The following is a 19,073-nucleotide window of genomic DNA, read 5'->3' as shown; positions in this document are numbered from 1 at the left end:
TTCGATTGCCCGGATTTTATTGGGGATATCAATGATTTGCGTTACATTCGGCGGGGGCGTCAACAGCCGTTCTTGCTTGCGTCCCATGCGCGCATCCGTTATCCGGTGACATGCCTCGCATGCGAGCGGCCCTGGCTGCAAGGCGCCGGGTGCTCCGGCGGATTTGCGGGTTGCAGGAGAACATCTCGAAATGGCCAATGTTGTCGTCGTCGGCGCCCAGTGGGGCGACGAAGGAAAAGGCAAGATCGTCGACTGGTTGTCGGAGCAGGCTGACATCGTCGTTCGCTTCCAGGGCGGTCACAATGCGGGCCACACGCTCGTCATCAATGGTAACACCTACAAGCTGGCGCTGCTTCCGTCCGGCGTGCTGCGGCCGTCGAAGCTGTCGGTGATCGGCAATGGCGTTGTGTTCGACGCCCAGGCGTTTTTGACCGAGCTCGATAAGCTGAAGAGCCAGGGCGTTGCGATCTCGCCGGACAACCTGCGCGTTGCCGAGAATGTGACGTTGATTTTACCGCTGCATCGCGAGCTCGATGCTGTTCGTGAAAATGCCAATAAGGCAACAGCGATCGGCACCACGCAGCGCGGCATTGGCCCGGCCTATGAAGACAAGGTGGGACGTCGCGCGATCAGGCTGATGGACCTCGCCGATCCGCAAACTCTGCCGCACAAGATCGAGCGTCTGCTGACGCACCACAACGCGCTGCGGCGCGGATTGAATTTGCCTGAGGTCAATGCCGGTGAACTGGTCAAGGAGTTGACCGAGATCGCTCCGCGCGTTCTGCCGTTTGCGGATTCGGTCTGGAATCTGCTCGACCACAAGCGGCGCGAGGGCAAGCGCATCCTGTTTGAAGGCGCGCAGGGCGCTTTGCTCGATGTCGATCACGGGACCTATCCTTACGTGACCTCTTCCAACACTGTGGCGGCTCAGGCCGCAACAGGAACGGGCATGGGCCCGGGCGCCGTCGGTTATGTGCTCGGCATCTGCAAAGCCTATACGACCCGGGTCGGACAGGGGCCTTTCCCGACCGAGCTCACGGATGAGATCGGAGAAGAGATCGGCCGTCGAGGCAAGGAATTCGGTGTTAACACCGGCCGCAAGCGCCGTTGCGGATGGTTCGATGCCGTGCTCGTCAGGCAAACGGCGCGCACCAGCGGTATTAATGGACTGGCACTGACCAAGCTCGATATCCTTGATGGTTTCGACGAAATTCAGGTGTGCGTCGGCTACATGCTGGACGGCAAGGAGATCGATCATCTCCCGGCCGGGGAAGGCGCTCAGGCCCGCGTGACCCCGATTTACGAGACCATCGAGGGATGGAAAGAACCGACGGCGAATGCCCGCTCATGGGCAGATCTGCCGGCGCAGGCCATCAAATATGTGCGCCGGGTCGAAGAACTTGTCGGTTGTCCGATCGCTCTGCTTTCCACGAGCCCCGAACGCGAGGATACTATCCTCGTACAGAATCCGTTTGAGGCGTAAGGGTGGTGGCGGAGACTCGGTTTTCCGACACGATCATGTTTTTTAGGTAACAGGATTTTCACCGAATCCTGCAGACTGGACGAGGATGGCTGACTACTACCCGCTGATTGCCCGCGCCATCGCCGGACTGGACCCCAGTGCTCCCGGCGAAAGCCGGCGCGCGCTTTATGAGCGGGCCCGCACGGCGCTGATCGCTCAGCTTCGCAGTGTTGAGCCAGCCTTGAGCGAAGCCGAAATCACCCGTGAGCGGCTCGCGCTCGAAGATGCGGTGCGTCGTGTCGAGGCCGATGCGGCCAAGCGCGCGGTCGCAGAGAGCGCCCGCCCGGAGCAGCCGCGCAGTCGCCCGGAGGCCCCTTCCTCACAACGGGCGCCGGAAACTCCTGCCGAGGCACTTCCGCCCCCACCGCGCCGTGAAGGTGCCCGTCCAGGTGATGCACTAAGAGAAAGCGCGCGTACCCCGCGGCCTCCTGCGCCACCGACTCAGCGGCCATTGCGTCCCGGTCCCGATGGCGCTCCGGAAGCGCGGCCCCCGCGCAATCTGCGAGCCGATCCTTCCCCGCCGCCGCGGCCTCAAGCGCCTCCGCCTGGCCCCCGGCCGCGAGGCGATGAAGGCCGTGCACCGGATTCCCCATCTGATATCCGCGGAGGAGGGGCTCCTTCCGGCCCGCGGATGCGCGATGTCGTCGCCGACGCCGATGATCTCGGTCGCGCCGCTGCACAGGCTAATCGTTCGGCGCGCCGGACCTATTCGAATGTCTCCCCGCCGGCGGATGATCGTGACCCGCATGGCGCAGCGGACGCGCCTTACAGCTACGATGAGTCCGCTGAAGAGGCGGGCCACTACCAGCCGCAGGCTGGCCGTCCACGCGGTCACATTCCCGTCCTCAAAGATGAGGACGAAAAGCCGGCTCGGCGCTTTCCGATCAAGGCTGTTATCGCTGTCCTCGTCCTGCTCGCTCTGATTGGCGGGGGATATCTTTTCTACCAGAAGGTTTATCCGTCGCTGCGGGCGATGCTCAAGCCGACTCCGGTCGCGGAGGCGCCCAAGGATAATGGCGTGCGTCCGAAAATTGCTGATCGCGTCGGTCAACCGGGTTCGACCCAGGTCGCGCCGGTCGCGCAGCGCGTTGTGTTGTACGACGAAGATCCGTCTTCGCCGCAGGGGAGGCAGTACGTCGGCACCGTGGTCTGGCGGACTGAGCCTGTGAAGGGGCAGCCTGGCCAGCCGCCGGATATCGGCGTGCGTGCCGACATCGAAATTCCAGAACGCAAGTTCAAGATGTCGCTGTCGATCCGTCGCAACAATGATGCGTCGCTTCCTGCCAGCCACACGGCTGAGCTGACATTCCAACTGCCGCCTGATTTCGGCGCCACAGTCGCCAACGTCCCCGGTATCCTGATGAAGTCGAACGAACAGGCCCGCGGAACGCCTCTGGCTGGCCTCGCGGTCAAGGTGACCGACGGTTTCTTCCTCGTCGGATTGTCGAATGTCGAGGCTGACAAGGCGCGTAACCTTCAGCTTCTCAAAGAGAGGTCGTGGTTTGACATTCCGTTGGTCTACTCGAACCAGCGCCGATCGATTATCGCCATCGAAAAAGGCGCGCCTGGCGAGCGCGCGTTCAACGAGGCTTTCACCGCTTGGGGTGAGTAAGCGTGATCTGGTTGTCCGGGCGGACCGTGTGCAGAAAAATATTGGGGCTATGACATGAAGATCACGCTTGCTGGCTCGCGCCACTTTGGTGTCGAGACACTGAAAATGTTGCGCGGTCACGGCGTCGATATCGTTCGCGTTGTGGTCGCTGATGGGGAGGACAGGCTTGCCGCTGCCGCACGCGACGCTGGTATCGAGGTCGTTGTCCAGGCGCAGCCGAAAATCATCGTTCCCTCAGAAATTGCACCAGGGACCGATCTTATTGTCACCGCCCATAGCCATGCGCGCGTCAGCCACGACGCGTTAAAAGTCGCGAAGCACGGCGGCATTGGGTATCACCCTTCATTGCTGCCGCGGCACCGCGGCATTGCTGCAGTGGAATGGACCATCAGGGAGGGTGATCCGATCGCAGGTGGGACGATCTATCATTTGTCTGATCGGCTCGATGCCGGTGCCATCGCGATGCAGGACTGGTGCTTTGTCAAAAAAGGTGAAACCGCACGCGAATTGTGGGAACGAGCCCTCGCACCACTCGGGCTCAAGCTGCTCGCACAGGTCATCGATCATGCGAAGGCCAATGGTGCGTTGCCAGCCAAACCACAGGATGAGCAGTTCGCGACGAATGCGCCCAAGCTCGATACCGATGCCGCCCACGCTGCGCCGAAGCGGGCAGCTTCATCGCATTCGTAATCCGCGACACTCGCGAGGACACGATCTGATTTCTCTTTAAGAGGAATGCTGCAGACGCCCCTCGGCGTCGCGCGTCGCCTTTCCCGCGCAAGGAAAGGCGAGAAGAACTTTTACGCTGCGGGAGTCTCGCCCACGCGAACCGCGCGCGAAACCAGCACGCCGGCATCCGTCACGCCGTCAGCAGCTTCTCGTACGATTGTTTGCGCCATCTTCGCCTTGGTCGCAGGCGTACGATTCTCCACCGCGATCTGCTCCACGGCAACGTCCAGAATTTTCCTGAGGGTGGCAACGTAATCGGGATCGAATTTTTCCGGCGAGCGGTTGATCATCTTCGTCTCCTGATTTCGCACGATCCGCCGATGGGCGTTTGACGGTAGGGTCGTGCGGTCTTCCGATATTCCAAAACGAGAGCGCGATCAGAAAAATCGGTTTCGATTTATTCCCGATCGCGCTTGCTCATTGAGCGTGCGGACTATGTCTTCCCATTAGGGCAGATATGAGTCACCTGCGTGAAGCGAAGTGCAGATACGATGATGTGACTGTGGAATTGCTCTATTCACATCTTCTTCAGACATGTGACGAAAGCGAAAGTCTTGGAGAAGATTCATGGAACCGATCTACATCTAGTGATGTCGAATCGACATTTCACCCGTAACGATGCATGACTTCACACAACTGTCAGAAACGGGATCTGGTCGGGAAAGATGCCGTCAAAAAAAGCTGATGCGCGCATCTTTTTCATCCACATCTTTTTCCCATCAAAAATGAATTCGAGGAATTGCCATGGCTGAAGATCCCTCCGTGCCCGTTGATCCAAATTATCTTCCAGTGGAAGGCACGATGGATGCGCCGATCATTTTCTTTGAGATCTGTCCGACCTACGGCAACAACAGCGGCTTGATCAACGTCATGCTGGCAGCCGGACTCATCGAGGCTGCGCCGCATGGGAAGGTGAAGAGCCGAGTCAAAGCGGTAGCACACCTGCGTATGACTGCCGCGGCTGCGGTGAACCTGCGGGACACATTGAACAACGCTCTGCTGATGGGCACCTCGGCAAAAAAGCCGGAAGGCAAGGTGAACTGAATCCAAGGCCGTGCTTGCCGCAGGCCCTCGTCGCCATTTTTCATCAAGAGCTTGCAACGGTCGCTTACGTGAAGTTCGTGTGATTTGAATCACATGAGTTCAGGTGACGCGTGAAACGGCGCCCTATCTGAACTATCGATCCATTCGCGGAAGACGTTAACAGCGAAGCTGCCGGCTGCACTTCAGATATTGCCTCGCGTTTGTCCTGAGTTGTGGCAGTATGCCGGAGCTCAATATGTTTTTTATTTCATTCGAATTGATTGCAAAGGTCCCTCATGATTGCCCGGTGGCGCGCGTCTCATTTTGTCAGAATGCCCGGATTGACGCTGGTTCTTGCTCTGGTGGCGTGGCCGCTCGCGGCTCAATATGTCGCACCGAGCAAGGCGTTTCTGGAGAAGAACGGATTCTATCTTGAGTCTGCTGGCTTTCGAGCGCGGTTTGCCAACGATGAAGCCAGTCGCCGCGCGCTCAACGCGTTGCCGCCGCATCGTTTTGTCGTGCACAAGGCGGGCGGTATGACGCGCTATGTGTATGCCGATCCCGGCCACTGCAATTGCATTTTCAGCGGTGACGCCGACGCCTACAAGAATTACCGGGATATCCTGGCGCAACCATTGCCGGGGGTCGACGACGTCTCGCCGGATTACAAAACGCAAGCCAGTGCGCTTTTGCTGGATGAGCCGGTTTATTTCGGAGCACTCGACAATGATGACGATCTGGCGGCTTACTTCAGGGATTATCTCTGAAAGGGCATTCGACGACGCGCTCGGCGCCCGCTCGCGCATAAGCGTGAACGGCGAGGGTTCAAACTCTCGCAACAAAAAAGCCGGCCTGAGGGGCCGGCTTTTCGATTCACGTGTCGCGGGCGATTAGTACGCTGGCTCCAACTCGCGCTCTTGCTTGGCGATCGCGGTCTTGACCGCAGCCTGCACCTTCTCGAACGCGCGGACCTCGATCTGGCGCACGCGCTCGCGTGACACGCCGAATTCGGCGGCAAGATCTTCCAGCGTCATCGGATCATCAGCCAGACGTCGCGCTTCGAAGATGCGGCGTTCGCGGCTGTTGAGCACGCCCATCGCGCCCACAAGCGCGTTGCGGCGATGATCGAACTCCTCGCTCTCCGCCATGATGGCTTCCTGGTTTGGCGACGTATCCACCAGCCAGTCCTGCCATTCACCCGGTTCGCCGTCGTCGCGGATCGGTGCGTTCAGCGACGCGTCACCACCCAGGCGGCGGTTCATGTCGATGACGTCCTGCTCCGCAACGCCGAGGCGGGTCGCGATCTGCTTCACCTGATCGGGGTGCATATCACCCTCCTCAAGCGCCGAGATCTTGCTCTTCGCCTTACGCAGATTGAAGAACAGCTTCTTCTGGTTCGCGGTGGTGCCCATTTTGACGAGCGACCACGAACGCAGGATGTACTCTTGTATCGACGCCTTGATCCACCACATTGCGTAGGTGGCAAGACGGAAGCCCTTTTCGGGCTCAAAGCGTTTCACCGCCTGCATCAGGCCGACGTTGCCTTCAGAGACGACTTCGGAAATCGGCAGGCCGTAGCCGCGATAGCCCATGGCGATCTTGGCCACGAGTCGCAAGTGGCTGGTGACGAGCTTATGCGCCGCATCGCGATCGTCATGCTCGCGCCAACGCTTGGCCAGCATGTATTCCTCTTGCGGCTCAAGCATCGGGAATTTGCGAATTTCGGCGAGGTAATGAGCAAGGCCGGATTCTCCATTGAGAACCGGAAGCGTGGCGGCACGGGCCATATTGCGCCCTCCATTGTTCAGGCCCCCTAGAGAGGCGGGCCAGGCAGGCCTGCTGCTGTGTCAAAGCCAGCGGCGCTGCAATGTTCCGCTCGGGCCAATCCCGAGCGCAGGTGAAACATACACCAATCGAAGCCGCGAGGGGAAGAACAAAAAGGGGTCACGTTCTTGTGACGCTGGTTAAACATATGTAACCATGCGGCTTTTTGGCGCGCCCGAATTAGCTTGTGCTACGGAGTGCGGCCTCGAGAAGAACCAAATCCTCCGGCAGCGGCGTCTCCCAATGAAGAATTTCTCCAGTCGAGGGATGCTCCAGGACCAGCAAATATGCATGGAGGGCCTGACGCCCCAATGATGTGAGCGCCGCCTGGCTTTGCGGGCCGAGCTGGTGGGCCTTGGTCTTGAAGCCGGCACCGTAGACTTCGTCTCCCATCAGAGGATGGCCGAGATGAGCGAGGTGGACCCGGATCTGGTGAGTGCGGCCGGTCTCAAGCTGGCAGGCAAGCAGGGATGCGACCGGCTTACTGTCTTGTCCTGTGAAACTCTCCAGGATCTCCCAATGGGTGATGGCCTCGCGGCCACCCTGGCGCACCGCCATTTTTTCCCGGTTGTAGGGATGGCGGTCGATGGGCTGGTCGACCGTGCCGCGCTGCCGGCCGGGGGATCCCCACGCAAATGCCATATAGCCGCGGCGCATTTCGCCGGTGCGGCCGTGGTCCGCGAACTGCGCCGACAGCGACTGATGGGCGCGGTCGTTCTTGGCGACCACCATCAGGCCGGTGGTGTCCTTGTCGAGGCGATGCACGATTCCGGGCCGTTTCACGCCGCCGATGCCGGAAAGGCTGGCCCCGCAATGGGCGATCAGCGCGTTCACCAATGTGCCGCTTTCATGCCCCGCGGCGGGGTGGACCACGAGCCCCTTCGGCTTGTTGACGACAATGATGTCGTCATCCTCAAAGACGATATCGAGCGGGATGTCCTCTCCCTCGGGCTCGGCGGCCGCGGCGGGAGGCACGTCGATTGTGATCGTATCCCCGGCATTGACATGATAAGCGGGGTCCCGCACCGGGTTGGGCCCGACGCTCACCTGCCCGGCGAGGATCAGCGCCTTCAGGCGCGAGCGGGAGAGGTCCGGGCTGCGCACCGCCAGCACGCGATCCAGCCGCCGGGATCCTTCATCGCCCTCCACCGTCACTTCATGGCGGTTCGTCTCGTTTTCAAAAGAGTCTTGCATGACTGAAACTGTTGCGCCCGATCCGACCCCTGAGCAAGCTGCCCTGATCGCGCGGGTGCGCCGGATGATGGTGATTGCCGGCCTGACCACTGCGGTCGGCGTCGGCGCGCTGCTGGTTGTCATCGGCTACCGTCTTTTCAAGACCGATGGAAGTGGTTCAACGGCCGACATCACGGCCACTCTGCCGAAGGGGGCGCGGATCGTCTCGACGGCCGCCGCCGGCGACCGGCTGGCGGTAACGATCGATATCCGCGGCGAGACCGAAATCCGCACCTTTGACGCCAAGACCCTGAAGCCGGCCGGCCGGCTTAAATTTGCGAACGAGCCGTAAGGCTCAAATACGCAGACCAGCCGCGAGGCGCCAATACGCGGGCAGGCGGCCAAGCTCCCTTGTTTGGGAACTGGTCCCAAAGCCCGCAGGTAACCAGTCTATCCAAAAACCTGCGGGGAATGCAGGAGATGCAAGTCTCCACCTTGCGGCAGCGGCGTTTCGAGGTTATTCCGTTGCCCTCGCGCTTGCTCCCTTCGTCTAGCGGTTAGGACGCGGCCCTCTCAAGGCTGAAACAGGGGTTCGATTCCCCTAGGGAGCGCCAGTGCGCACGCCGTCGCTGATGGACCGCACACTTCGAGAAGCCGAAGCGCTTACAAGGCGCTCTCCATCCGGGGCTCTAAAGCGGTGCTCCGCGCGACACTCAACGGCGCCCAAATGAGGCCTGCTAGAATACGTGCACGCCAAGGTGCTCGCATGGGGGTACGAGTATAGGTTGCGAGAGTGCGCGCATACCGATAGTTTGTTGAAGGGGAAAGGACATAGCGCGCGGGCTTTTCGGGTCCTTTCGGAAGATATCCGGGCTCGAATGACCATCAAGAAACCGACGTTTGAAGAGTTTGGGGCTTTTTGCAAACAAACGCTCGGCTTCGACATCGACGACAGGTCGCTCCAGACGTGGGTCAACACAAATATCCAGTCTGCCCGCACTCAAGTTGAGCAGCACTCGTTTGTTGCCTTCATTGAACAGCTTGTCATAGACCATCAGGTGACGTCTCACCGACTGCCCATCAATATCGTGAGCCGAGATTTCCAGCTTCACGCTAAGAGCTATCCTTCGATTTTATCGAAGCTCTATCGGATGAACGTCCTGAACAATCGGAGATTTGATCAACCCCCTAAAGGCGGCTGGATCAATCCACGGAACATGTTTGGCAGGATCAATGATCTCGTTCGATCGACACTGGTGTGTCGCCACATCGACGAGCCCGCAAAAATCGCTCAAGAAATTATCAAGAAGGCTACGGCGTTAGGGCTCAAGGCGAATTCGAGAGCTCAAACTAAGGATGAGGGCTACTATGCTCATCACGTTTACATAAGCATTCCCGTGAACCTGGTTGATCAAAGTTGGCAAGAGTTCGCCGAAGCGCTCTTGTTCGAAGTTCAGATCACTACGGAAATGCAGCACATGCTCTATGAGCTAACCCACCGATTTTACGACAAGGAACGAAATGTCGCACCGAAAGACCCTCACTCTTGGAAGTGGGACTATCGTTCTGCGCGTTTTTCAGCCTCTTATCTTAGCCACACGCTTCATATGCTCGAGGGAATGATTTTACAGCTCTATGAAGATACTGAGGAGAAAGCTGTTACAGGGCCCGAAAAGGCCGCAGTTACCTCAGGTGCGACCGAGATTAACGCAGGAGTTGCTGCGCCCGACGTCCAGTCTGCCTCCGAGGTGCTAATCGACGACGGCTTATCAAGCGGTCAATCCGAGCCCTTTTCAACGGAAGCTTCTCAATGAAGAAGACAAGTACATCTCCACCGACACCCACGGTCGAGCATCTACCAACAATATTTCGACGGATAAGAAGTGGAGACTATCGCGTTCCGCCGTTTCAGCGGGACTTTGTCTGGGAAGAGAAGCAAGTTCTTGAGCTTCTCGAAAGCGTCTATCGCGGTTTTCCCATTGGCAGCATCCTGCTTTGGCGCGTCGACCGCGCAGTCTTCAGAAGCGTCAAGAAGTCCATGGTAGGTTTCCCGCTTACCGAAGAGCGCTATCCAGCGAGCTTTGTGCTCGACGGAGTGCAGCGATTGAGCGCCTTGAACGGAGTGTTCAATCGCGAAGAAGTCCCAGAAGACGACAGGTTTGAAATTTACTTTGACTTAGAAGAAGAAACATTCTTGCACGCGCGTGATGTGGCGAGCGCAGAGCGGACTATTCCCCTCCAATCAATCTTCCACCCTCGTGCATTCCTAGAGCAACAGAAAAGTCTAGCAAGTCTTACAGGCAGTGACGTTCTATTGGAGAGGGCGATAAATCTGCTTTCAGTGTTTCAAGAATACATGGTGCCCGTTGTTAGCATAACGGAGAGAAGCCCCACTGAGGTCGTCAGTATTTTCGAGCGGATAAACTCAACCGGTGTGCGCCTTGGGGTCGTCGATTTCATGCGAGCTCTTACGTGGTCAGACGATTTCGATCTATCTGACGAGCTTGAAGCGTTGCAGGCAGAGCTAGAGGAGAAGGGCTTCCGCTTTGAGGATGAGACCCTGCTCAAGGCATTAGGCATTTTTGTTGGCTTGCAACCTCTTCCAAACATATTGATGGAGCTGCGGAACATTTCGGCTAAGCGTCTGCACCACGCAGTACAAACACTTCGGGAAAAATTACATAAATGCGTGCGATTCGTTGCGGCTGAGTGCGGTATGTCAAGCGCCGACGCCTTACCTTACGAAGCTCAATGGCTTTTACTTTTGACATTGGCAAGGGAGAACGTGAACCTCAGCCAGATCAGAACTCGTCTAAGGTATTGGTTCACAACAACCAGCTTCTACGAGGCACTCAAGGGACGTCCTGATCATGCGTTGGTTCGTATGATCGACGAACTTGTAAGTCAGTTGAAGGACGGGGCCGACATCCAGAGCCCGTCCCGTGATCTAAGGCCAATCGAATTGATCACTAAGCGATTCCTTCGTGGAAAGGCTACTAGCGTTGCGTACGTGCAAATGCTCGTTCGAAACGGCTTGTTCAAGGAGCTACCTCTTGCGAGTGTCCCCTACGAGCAGTTTGTGCCTATCGTCGACAGGCCTGCTCTTTCAGAGTTTTTTGGGAGACAAGTTTCGTCCGCGAGGACGATTGCTAACGTCCTTTACGTGCCACCAGAGTTCGTGAGCAGTTGGAGAGCGGGCCCAGAGGACCTTGAGCGCGCCATTGAGCGGTTTCCTCATCTGTTGGACGCTCAATTTATGAGCCCTCGAGTCATTCGGCAGCTCAAGAGGGGCGAAGTCCGTCAAGCCCTGCTGTCGCGCGCGTCTTCAATCCGCATGTCGGTGGACGTTATGCAGGAAATGCCTGACTAGCTAGACTCTCTCGCTAGCTGCAAAAGGCTGAGAGCCCTACTGGGCCGTCGGAGGCTAATTTGTTATTGAGGAGGGGTCACAGCTGGCAGGCTGTCCGTCTAAAGGGCGCGCCACTTCCTCGCTTGTCAGTGGTAATAACCGGTGGTAGCAACCCGGCAGCAGCAGCGTAGATTTGTGCTTGTTATTTCGGGGCTTTCTGAGTCGCCCTTCGTCTCCCCCAGGGAGCGCCAATTCGTTAGAGCTCTGCGAACCTCGCTGGACATTCTAACAAGACCGACGTATCGGCACTGCTATCGATCCTTGCCAGATGACCTGCAGTGATGATCCAGATCGGTCTTTAATTCGACGAATCGTCTGGACACAGGCCATAATTGATCCGGCTGGGAATTGGATGGACAGCGTGGATCATGCATGGCGATGGATAGAGATCTCGACCCGGCCGACTGGGATGCATTCCGTGCCAGCGCTCATCGTGCACTCGATACAATAATCGAGCATCTGCGCTCAGTCCGCGAACGACCGGTATGGCAGGAGGCTCCGGACGACATCCGCGCAGCTTTTCGTACTCCGCTTCCGTCAGCTTCGCGCAATTTTGATGCGGTCCTCACGGATGTCGATCGGCTGATTGTTCCTTACGTCACCGGCAATACTCATCCGCTGTTCATGGGGTGGGTTCACGGAGCTGGCACGCCGGTGGGTATGGTGGCCGAAATGATTGCTGCGGGCCTGAATGCGAATTGCGGTGGACGCAATCATATTGGGCTTGAAGTCGAGCGACAGGTAACCCGCTGGATGGCGGAAGCGCTTGGACTGCCCTTGGATTGCTCCGGTCTTTTCGTCACTGGTTCTTCCATGGCAAACTTCATTGCGGTCTTGGTTGCGCGTACAAAATGCCTCGGCACCTCGGTTCGTCGCAGTGGATTGCAAGCGATCCCGACACGCCTGACTGCCTATGCCTCAAGTGAAGCGCACCAATGCATCAGTCAAGCGATGGAAATCGCCGGGCTAGGTTCGGAGCAGCTTCGTCTGATCGCAACAGATGAAACGCGAGCGATGCGGATCGACGCGCTGGAGACGGCGATCACCGCCGATCGTGCCGCCGGTTTTATGCCTTTTCTGGTCGTGGCTACCGCCGGTAGCGTGAATACGGGTGCGCTCGACCCGATTGCTGCCATTGCCAATATCGCCCAGGCGCAAGACCTTTGGTTGCATATCGACGGCGCCATTGGCGCCGTGGCGGCGCTCTCTGATGAGTTGCGTCCGCTGTTACATGGCATCAATCTGGCTGATTCGGTTGCGCTTGATTTTCACAAATGGATGCATGTGCCTTATGATGCTGGTTTCGTGATGATCCGCGATTCCAAACTCCACCTCGAGACCTTCTCCAGCGAAGCGGCGTATCTTTCTCGCGCGGGCAGCGGGCTTGCCAGGCGGGACATCTGGCCCTGTGATCTCGGTCCTGATCTCTCCCGAGGGTTTCGGGCGCTGAAGACCTGGGTGACATTGCAAACCTTCGGCACAATGCAGCTCGGCGCGGCGATGGCTCAATGTTGTGAAGTCGCCCGCTACCTGGCCGCTCAGCTACAAGCGAGTGGTTTGTTTGTCGTGCACTCGCCGGTGACGCTGAACATCGTTTGCTTCGGGCTCACATCTGACGACGCCGATCAACGGAATCCAAGGCTGGTCGAAGCGTTACACGACAGCGGCGTGGCAGCCCCTTCGCTGACTTATCTCGACGGTCACCCCGTATTGCGCGCAGCCATAGTCAACCATCGCACCACCGTCTCCGACATCGATCGGTTCGTTTCTTCACTAATAGAATTAGCTGCGGAGACGGTTGGAAGCACCTCGGATGTGGCATCAAGACAAAGCGAGTTTTCGACGGCCCGGCAGACCCGCTGATAGCTGCAAGCCTACGAGAGCTTAGCCTAAAGCGCGCTGCCGCAGCATCGTGTCGAAACCGAGCTTGATGGTCTCGACAAAGGGGTTCTTATAGGAAAATCCCGCATTGTCCGCATGCACCAACATCGAGGCATTCACCTCGAAAACGACGACGTTGCCGTCACGATCTAATCCGCAATCAATGCCGAAATAGTCGAGCCCGATGCGCTGGCGGATCGTTCGGAGCACTCGGTAGTTATCGGCCGAAAACGTTGTTTCTGGGCTCGCTAGGAAATCCGCCTCTTCCTGCTGCATCCAGGAATGATCGCTCATGTCCGTTGAGTCGTGATGCACCTTCCAGTTATCTCCGATCGCAAGGTGATAGGGCAGGATATCATCGCCAACGAAGATAAAGCGATATTTGCGGAAAAATCCGTCGGTCGAAACATAATCGATATATTCGATGACATAGTTGTCGCTGTCAGAGTGTTTCGCCATAAAGTCGGTGAGTTCGGGCAGGTTTGCTATCTTTTCGAAATCATCACCGCCATGAGTGCCGGCCGGCCGCGCGAGGACTGGCCACGAAAAAGGCAGGAGTGCTGCAAGCGCATCAGCTGAGTTCTCTGTACCAGCTTTTAGCCGCAAGATTTTTGGCACGCAGCAATTGGGAATTCCTGTCAGAAGCCTTGCAATGGAATCCCTCGTGGTATGCCTGATCTCTTTCGGATGATTGATCACCGGTTTGTTCAGTCGCTCGACGAGGTTCGTCGCGAGTGTAAGTATGGCGTCGGCTTGATCCGCATCGGAAACCAGGTTGACAACGAGTTGGGCGTCTTCAAACGCCGTGACATCGATCGCATGTCCCTCGATCAAGGGCAGAATATCGATATCGTAGGGTGCATTTTTGAAGAGATATTCAACAGGCACATTGCCAGCGAGTGGCGCATAAAGGGCAAGCAAGCGAAACTCTGCCGATGAACTCGACGCTTTCCTTCGGATCAGCGGATGGATCGTTGCGGCCTGCGCATAGGCGGCCTGTGCACCGTCGATATCGTCCATCCTCTGGCGAATCCCTCCGATCCAGTAAAGGCTATCGGAATCGCCCGGATCAATGGTCAGCGCGGCCTGAAAATGTTGAAGTGCTTCCTTTTCCTCGTTGAGCTCGAAGCATGCCTTGCCAAGTTGATGTCGAAGCTTTCCGTCTTGCGGCCGCTCTCCGACGCATTCCAGCAGCAGAGTCTTCGCCATCAGGTATTGCTTCGCTCTCATGAGCGCTTCCGCAAGGTTGACGCGGGAAGGCCAATGCGCGGGATTTAGCTTCAATGCCTCGAGATAAATCTCAATCGCACTGCTCACATTGCCAATTTCAAGTTGAGCGTTGCCGAGATTGCACCAGCAGCCGATCAGGGTTGGCTTCAGGCGCAGAGCGCTCTTGTAGGCTTCCGTTGCGGCGCCGAAACGGCGGTCCGCCAAATAGGCAACGCCGAGTTTGGCATGCAAATCGGCGAGCAGGTCACTCGCGATCTCGATAGAACTGGCGGTTCCGGCGTCAAGGCCGCATTGGTAAGCGAAGATCGCCTGATCGATCTGTCCTTTTGAATAATGCTGCTCTCCAAGCTGCATCTGTCGAATGAGTTGCGTTTCGGTGTCGGGCAATGTGGTGGCAGCTGAAGTGTTCAAGTTCATGGAAGGGCTCTTGCAAGTGAGACAACCTTGTGACCATGAGCCGGTAAACGAGCTGCTTCCGAGTGGGTTCATTTGCCCTGGCAGGCAATCAAAATAACGTCATTTGCTAAAGTTGCGATCAGTGTTTGCAACGCCGGGCAGTTGATTCACGGCAGGCAAAATTTGCCGTATTCAAATTGAAATCGCGCCGTAGGCATTCCGGAAACAGCTTACCTGTTCACCGTCGAGGAGACGGTAGAGGAGACGGTAGAGGAGCGGTGGTGGAGCCGGTGGCGAGCGAGCTCTGAACCATAATGGTACCGGCACAGCGGCCGTGCCTGTAGGCCACGCCAGGCCGCAAGCCCACGCGGAAAAGCCAAACTTGTCATGGAGCCTAAAGAAGCTGCGTTGTCGGCGTTGATACAGCCGATGACTTGCCGGAAATCCGCCGCAGCGCAGACGTCGATCAGGTCCTGCATCAAGAGCTGTCCGATGCCGTCGGAAATCACGAACGCTATTGCCGGATCCCGAAAGATGGCTTGCCTTGGCGCCGAGTCCTGAGCTCCGCACCGACATTGCCGACGACCTTGCGTCGCGGATGGACTTCATGACCCTTTTTCCGGAGAGGACCGCCGTCTCTTGCCGCCACCGTTCGACGAGCACCCCGGTCCACCCGCTCGCTATTGAGGAGTAACTCGAGGTTAACCAAGACCAAAGATACTCCAAAGGCGGGATTTTTACCCACCTCTCCGGAAGTGATTGGTTAAAATTTCGAAGGTCTGCAGACTGTGAGTGGTGTCCTGCGTCATGTCGACAAAGCAAGTTTCAATGGATCAATCCAGCGAACGCGCGCTGGATGGGATCGACTTCAAAGACGTCCTCACAATCCTGTCTCGACAGAAACTTTGGGTTCTCTGTGTCCCTGCGTTGCTCTGCGGTCTGGTGCTCGCCTACGTGCTGATCACCCCGCCCGCATACACAGCCACCGCGCAAGTCTATGTTGATCCTCGCGATCAGAGCACGCCAAAGGACGACCCCCAGCAAAATTCCGTGCCGGGCGATGGCCTGCTCCTCGTCGAGAGCCAGTTGAAGATCATCACCTCGGATGAGGTCCTCAAGCGGGTCATCGACCAAGCCGACCTGCAGAACGATCCGGAATTCAACGGTCAGCGCAATCCGGTCATTTCTCTGGTAAAAGCTGTGCTGGGCTTACAATCAGGTAACGACCGCGAGCTCACCGCGTTGCGCAACCTGCGCCGAAGGACGTCGACCAAGCGGATTGATCGTTCCTTCGTCATCGACATCATGGCTTCCGCGAGTACGCGCGACCGCGCGGCGATGCTCGCCAATGCCGTGGCCAATGCCTATCTGGAGGTTCAGGCTGGAGCGAACGCAAGCTTCAACCGGCGGATTTCGGAATCGATCAATTCGCAACTCGAAAAGCTACGCCTCGAGGTGAGGCGCGGTGAAGAAGCGGTTGCCGCTTATAAAGCAGCAAACGGGCTCGTCGGTTCGCGCAGCAGGCTCGTGACCGAGCAAGAGCTTGATGAAGCCAACACCCAACTCACGATCGCCAAAACCAGACTGACCGATGCGCAGGCAAAAGTGAAACTGGCCGAGTCGGTCGAAAGTGGGGGAATTGGTCTCGACTCATTACCGGAAGCAATCCAGTCGGGAGCAATCGTCCAGTTACGAGCGAAGGCGGCCGATGCGTCTCGCGAGGTCGCGCAGCTGGAACGGATCGCCGGCCCCAGCTACCCCGGTCTGCAGATAGCACGGGCACAACTGCAAGACACGGATCTTGCCATCAAGAACGAACTCAAACGTGTCGCTCAGGCGGTTCGCAACATCGCTGCGACTGAGCGCACCAACGTCCAGAATCTGCAGGCCAAGTTTGATGCGATGAAGGCTCTCTCGCAAGCTAACGAGAAAGCCATCGTTCCGTTGCGCGAATTGGAGCGGAAAGCAGATTCGAGCCGGGCCATCTATGAAACATTTTTGGCCAAGGCGAAAACCGCCGAAGAGCGCCAGGGAATCGACACGACAAACATACGATTGATTTCTCCCGCGACTCCTCCAGAGAGTAAGAGCTGGCCTCCGACGATCCTTATGCTGGCCGCGGCACTCCTCGGTGGGTCCACGCTCGGCGTAGCCTTGGCGTTAGCGGTTGACTATTTCGTCGCTGGCGCCGGCAATGGCCCAGGCACAGATACCTCCGGGGCAAGGCGGAAACGCCCGATTCCACCGCCGATCAATCCCTCAATCGTTCCTGAAGCAGAAACTCAATTTTCTCGGCTTCGCGCGGAGTTGCCGGGGGCGCCTGCCGGGTACACCATCATGCTCGTTCGAACCCAAGCGGATGAAGCGCTTGATCTCGCTGCACTCGAACTGGCGCGAGCGGTTATCGCAGACCGAAAGACAGTGGTCGTGATTGATGCCGATTTGGCTCGCCACAGGGTCAGCTCCATCCTCGGATTTGACGGATGTAAAGGCGTCCGCGAGATCCTGGCTTCGAAAGCGAACATTGGCGACGTCCTCCGCGTGCACAAGCAAACCACGATGCGTGTCGTGCCCGCCGGCATCGAAGCATTCCCGCCGCCCCCCGCTGTCGGGCGAGAGGCGATTGCAACCGCAATCAACCAGGCGCGCGAGCTCGACCGGGTTATCATCGACGGCGGCGAATTGGGGGCCGCATCGTCCAACTACGGACTTTACGCCATGGTCGACGAAGTCGTTTTTATAGCGACAACCCGGAATGCCCGCACGGACGAGACGTCCGTGCTCGCTGATATCCTCCGCCACAATCAGGTTAAGGCCCGGGTGCTCTTCGTTGAGCCGAACGCATCGCTGGCCGCCTGATCGAACATGGTCACGATGGTTTGACGACCATCCGGAGCCGCGACGCCGGCTTTCTCAGTCACCCGCCGACGGAGCACGTCTGTTAGGACAGATACATGGACGGCATTCCTCCGGCTCATCTTGTCGATCCACCGGCCATCATCCGGACCGCAAATGACCTACGCCCGTCTGCGCGCGGCGGATTCCTCCTGCCGTCCGGTTTTCTCAGCACATCGGGAAGCCAGATCGTGGACGAATCCGGCAGGAGCGTCCGCATTGCGTCCATCGGATGGAACGGTACGGACGGTCGGCCAGGTGCGGCGCCGTCCGGTATTTGGCCAGTCAGTTACAAGAAAGTTTTGGATTCTATCGTCGCCGGCGGGTTCAATACGGTCCGAATTCCCTGGACCGATGTCGGTCTCGACGCGCCGCTCGATGGCTACAGCGACAAGCTAGGCTGGATCAACACGACGTTGAATTGGGATCTGGTCGCCGATCGCACTCCGGACTCCAACGGGCACTACAAATACGTCTCAACGATTGAAGCATTTGATGCCATTGTTGCTTACGCAAAGCAGATCGGCCTCAAGGTGATTTTCGATCACCATTCCAACCAGGGAACGGCAGGACAACAAAAGAACGGCCTGTGGTTCGACCTTGGACTGGGATCGAATGGAACGGATGGAGTCCTGAAAGGCCAAGTCACCGCGGTGATGTTCAAGCAGAATTGGATGCGGTTAGCTGCTCGATATTCCGGTGATGCAACGGTCATCGGTTTCGATCTGCACAACGAACCCAATGGAGACGAGGGCCGTATCACATGGGGCGGTGGCGGCCCGACTGACATCAAGGCGATGTGCGAAGATGTCGGCGCGGCGATTCAATCGGTGAATCCCGATGTCCTGATTATTTGCGCCGGGCCTCTGTTCTATTCTCCGCCGCCGGCAGCGTCTGGCTTCGACCCGAAATACGCCGCCCCTGCAGGCAACCTCACCGCTGCCGGCGCTCATCCGGTCAAGTTGCCCGTTGGCAACAAGCTCGTCTACTCCGTGCATGAATACCCGGACGAAGTCTCTGACATTTTAAGGTGGGGCTTGGCCGAAAGCGGCAAGGACTACATCGATCGAATGAATCGCACGTGGGGATACTTAGTCAGGGACAATATCGCGCCGGTCTGGATCGGTGAGATGGGTTCGTCGATGAGGACTCCCGAAAGCCGCAAATGGGCATGGACGCTGATCGATTACATGAACGGCAAATATGAAAACTCTGGTGGTCCAGGGTTTTCGAGTGGCCAGCAGCCGATCAGCGGCAGTTGGTGGGTAATCGGACCATCCGATGATCCACCTTACGGTATTCAATCCGAATGGGGCACGGGAAACTATCGTCCTGAGCAGACAGAGATCACCGATCAAATGCTAATGCGAAAGCGATGA

At 57.7% G+C, this 19,073-nt stretch carries 15 protein-coding genes, 1 tRNA gene and 1 pseudogene; 12 read left to right on the top strand and 5 right to left on the bottom strand.

Going from position 1 to position 19,073, the window contains the following annotated elements:
- Window positions 1-190 precede the first annotated feature (190 nt).
- The 3 genes from ACZ5C3_RS24660 (at window position 191) to ACZ5C3_RS24650 (ending at window position 3,824) form a co-directional block, all read left to right on the top strand.
- Complete coding sequence (locus ACZ5C3_RS24660) at window positions 191-1,483, top strand: adenylosuccinate synthase (RefSeq protein ID WP_464033763.1); 1,293 nt, start codon at window positions 191-193, stop codon at window positions 1,481-1,483.
- A gap of 85 nt (window positions 1,484-1,568) precedes the next feature.
- Window positions 1,569-3,134 carry a hypothetical protein gene (locus ACZ5C3_RS24655; protein ID WP_464044340.1) on the top strand — a complete coding sequence of 522 codons (1,566 nt, stop codon included), beginning with the start codon at window positions 1,569-1,571 and terminating at the stop codon, window positions 3,132-3,134.
- Between the two features lie 54 nt (window positions 3,135-3,188).
- Entirely contained in the window at window positions 3,189-3,824 is a 636-nt protein-coding gene (locus ACZ5C3_RS24650; RefSeq protein ID WP_464033762.1) for a formyltransferase family protein, read from the top strand.
- A 110-nt stretch (window positions 3,825-3,934) separates the two neighbouring features.
- Here the strand turns inward: ACZ5C3_RS24650 and ACZ5C3_RS24645 are convergent, their stop codons facing one another.
- Window positions 3,935-4,153 (bottom strand): hypothetical protein, encoded by a 219-nt coding sequence (locus ACZ5C3_RS24645; RefSeq protein WP_464033761.1) that lies wholly within the window; start codon window positions 4,151-4,153, stop codon window positions 3,935-3,937.
- A 454-nt stretch (window positions 4,154-4,607) separates the two neighbouring features.
- Here ACZ5C3_RS24645 and ACZ5C3_RS24640 point away from each other — a divergent pair, with 454 nt between their 5' ends.
- Window positions 4,608-4,907 carry a hypothetical protein gene (locus ACZ5C3_RS24640; protein WP_464033760.1) on the top strand — a complete coding sequence of 100 codons (300 nt, stop codon included), beginning with the start codon at window positions 4,608-4,610 and terminating at the stop codon, window positions 4,905-4,907.
- 320 nt (window positions 4,908-5,227) lie between these two features.
- Window positions 5,228-5,653, top strand: a complete 426-nt coding sequence (locus tag ACZ5C3_RS24635; protein WP_464033759.1) for a hypothetical protein — start codon at window positions 5,228-5,230, stop codon at window positions 5,651-5,653.
- Between the two features lie 123 nt (window positions 5,654-5,776).
- On the opposite strand, the gene rpoH is transcribed toward ACZ5C3_RS24635, so the two are convergent.
- On the bottom strand, window positions 5,777-6,673 hold the full coding sequence (gene rpoH, locus ACZ5C3_RS24630) for an RNA polymerase sigma factor RpoH (RefSeq protein WP_464044339.1): 897 nt from the start codon (window positions 6,671-6,673) through the stop codon (window positions 5,777-5,779).
- 217 nt (window positions 6,674-6,890) lie between these two features.
- Window positions 6,891-7,904, bottom strand: coding sequence for an RluA family pseudouridine synthase (locus ACZ5C3_RS24625; protein WP_464033758.1), 1,014 nt, complete (start codon window positions 7,902-7,904; stop codon window positions 6,891-6,893).
- On the opposite strand from ACZ5C3_RS24625, the gene ACZ5C3_RS24620 reads away from it, so the two are divergent.
- The 5 genes from ACZ5C3_RS24620 (at window position 7,903) to ACZ5C3_RS24600 (ending at window position 13,155) form a co-directional block, all read left to right on the top strand.
- The gene (locus tag ACZ5C3_RS24620) at window positions 7,903-8,235 is read left to right on the top strand and encodes a hypothetical protein (RefSeq protein WP_464033757.1); all 333 of its coding nucleotides are present in this window, start codon (window positions 7,903-7,905) and stop codon (window positions 8,233-8,235) included. The two genes, ACZ5C3_RS24625 and ACZ5C3_RS24620, sit on opposite strands and share 2 nt — an antisense overlap.
- A gap of 187 nt (window positions 8,236-8,422) precedes the next feature.
- Window positions 8,423-8,497: transfer RNA gene (locus tag ACZ5C3_RS24615), tRNA-Glu, on the top strand.
- A gap of 264 nt (window positions 8,498-8,761) precedes the next feature.
- A complete protein-coding gene (locus ACZ5C3_RS24610) occupies window positions 8,762-9,697 on the top strand; it encodes a nucleotidyltransferase family protein (RefSeq protein WP_464033756.1) in 936 nt (311 codons plus the stop codon).
- Window positions 9,694-11,253, top strand: coding sequence for a DUF262 domain-containing protein (locus tag ACZ5C3_RS24605; protein WP_464033755.1), 1,560 nt, complete (start codon window positions 9,694-9,696; stop codon window positions 11,251-11,253). The genes ACZ5C3_RS24610 and ACZ5C3_RS24605 overlap by 4 nt, the downstream gene beginning before the upstream one ends.
- A gap of 411 nt (window positions 11,254-11,664) precedes the next feature.
- On the top strand, window positions 11,665-13,155 hold the full coding sequence (locus tag ACZ5C3_RS24600; protein WP_464033754.1) for a pyridoxal phosphate-dependent decarboxylase family protein: 1,491 nt from the start codon (window positions 11,665-11,667) through the stop codon (window positions 13,153-13,155).
- Window positions 13,156-13,176: 21 nt separating this feature from the next.
- Here ACZ5C3_RS24600 and ACZ5C3_RS24595 read toward each other — a convergent pair whose 3' ends face one another.
- Together ACZ5C3_RS24595 and ACZ5C3_RS24590 are read right to left on the bottom strand one after the other, a co-directional pair.
- Complete coding sequence (locus tag ACZ5C3_RS24595) at window positions 13,177-14,820, bottom strand: tetratricopeptide repeat protein (protein WP_464033753.1); 1,644 nt, start codon at window positions 14,818-14,820, stop codon at window positions 13,177-13,179.
- Between the two features lie 217 nt (window positions 14,821-15,037).
- Window positions 15,038-15,296, bottom strand: a pseudogene (locus ACZ5C3_RS24590) (N-acetyltransferase family protein); the annotation flags it as partial.
- Between the two features lie 310 nt (window positions 15,297-15,606).
- On the opposite strand from ACZ5C3_RS24590, the gene ACZ5C3_RS24585 reads away from it, so the two are divergent.
- The gene (locus tag ACZ5C3_RS24585; RefSeq protein WP_464033752.1) at window positions 15,607-17,658 is read left to right on the top strand and encodes a GumC family protein; all 2,052 of its coding nucleotides are present in this window, start codon (window positions 15,607-15,609) and stop codon (window positions 17,656-17,658) included.
- 95 nt (window positions 17,659-17,753) lie between these two features.
- Complete coding sequence (locus tag ACZ5C3_RS24580; protein WP_464033751.1) at window positions 17,754-19,073, top strand: glycoside hydrolase family 5 protein; 1,320 nt, start codon at window positions 17,754-17,756, stop codon at window positions 19,071-19,073.

It is taken from the genome of Afipia dichlorophenoxyacetatis (genome assembly GCF_055386385.1).
The sequence above is the reverse complement of the archived record's forward strand: the minus strand, read 5'-3'. Positions and strand labels throughout refer to the sequence as shown.

Coding starts and splice junctions, on each gene's coding strand:
- ACZ5C3_RS24585 (WP_464033752.1), top strand. CDS start 15,607: ATGTCGACAAAGCAAGTTTCAATGGATCAATCCAGCGAACGCGCGCTG.
- ACZ5C3_RS24640 (WP_464033760.1), top strand. CDS start 4,608: ATGGCTGAAGATCCCTCCGTGCCCGTTGATCCAAATTATCTTCCAGTG.
- ACZ5C3_RS24605 (WP_464033755.1), top strand. CDS start 9,694: ATGAAGAAGACAAGTACATCTCCACCGACACCCACGGTCGAGCATCTA.
- ACZ5C3_RS24610 (WP_464033756.1), top strand. CDS start 8,762: ATGACCATCAAGAAACCGACGTTTGAAGAGTTTGGGGCTTTTTGCAAA.
- ACZ5C3_RS24600 (WP_464033754.1), top strand. CDS start 11,665: ATGGCGATGGATAGAGATCTCGACCCGGCCGACTGGGATGCATTCCGT.
- ACZ5C3_RS24650 (WP_464033762.1), top strand. CDS start 3,189: ATGAAGATCACGCTTGCTGGCTCGCGCCACTTTGGTGTCGAGACACTG.
- ACZ5C3_RS24660 (WP_464033763.1), top strand. CDS start 191: ATGGCCAATGTTGTCGTCGTCGGCGCCCAGTGGGGCGACGAAGGAAAA.
- ACZ5C3_RS24580 (WP_464033751.1), top strand. CDS start 17,754: ATGGACGGCATTCCTCCGGCTCATCTTGTCGATCCACCGGCCATCATC.
- rpoH (WP_464044339.1), bottom strand. CDS start 6,673: ATGGCCCGTGCCGCCACGCTTCCGGTTCTCAATGGAGAATCCGGCCTT.
- ACZ5C3_RS24620 (WP_464033757.1), top strand. CDS start 7,903: ATGACTGAAACTGTTGCGCCCGATCCGACCCCTGAGCAAGCTGCCCTG.
- ACZ5C3_RS24645 (WP_464033761.1), bottom strand. CDS start 4,153: ATGATCAACCGCTCGCCGGAAAAATTCGATCCCGATTACGTTGCCACC.
- ACZ5C3_RS24625 (WP_464033758.1), bottom strand. CDS start 7,904: ATGCAAGACTCTTTTGAAAACGAGACGAACCGCCATGAAGTGACGGTG.
- ACZ5C3_RS24655 (WP_464044340.1), top strand. CDS start 1,569: ATGGCTGACTACTACCCGCTGATTGCCCGCGCCATCGCCGGACTGGAC.
- ACZ5C3_RS24595 (WP_464033753.1), bottom strand. CDS start 14,820: ATGAACTTGAACACTTCAGCTGCCACCACATTGCCCGACACCGAAACG.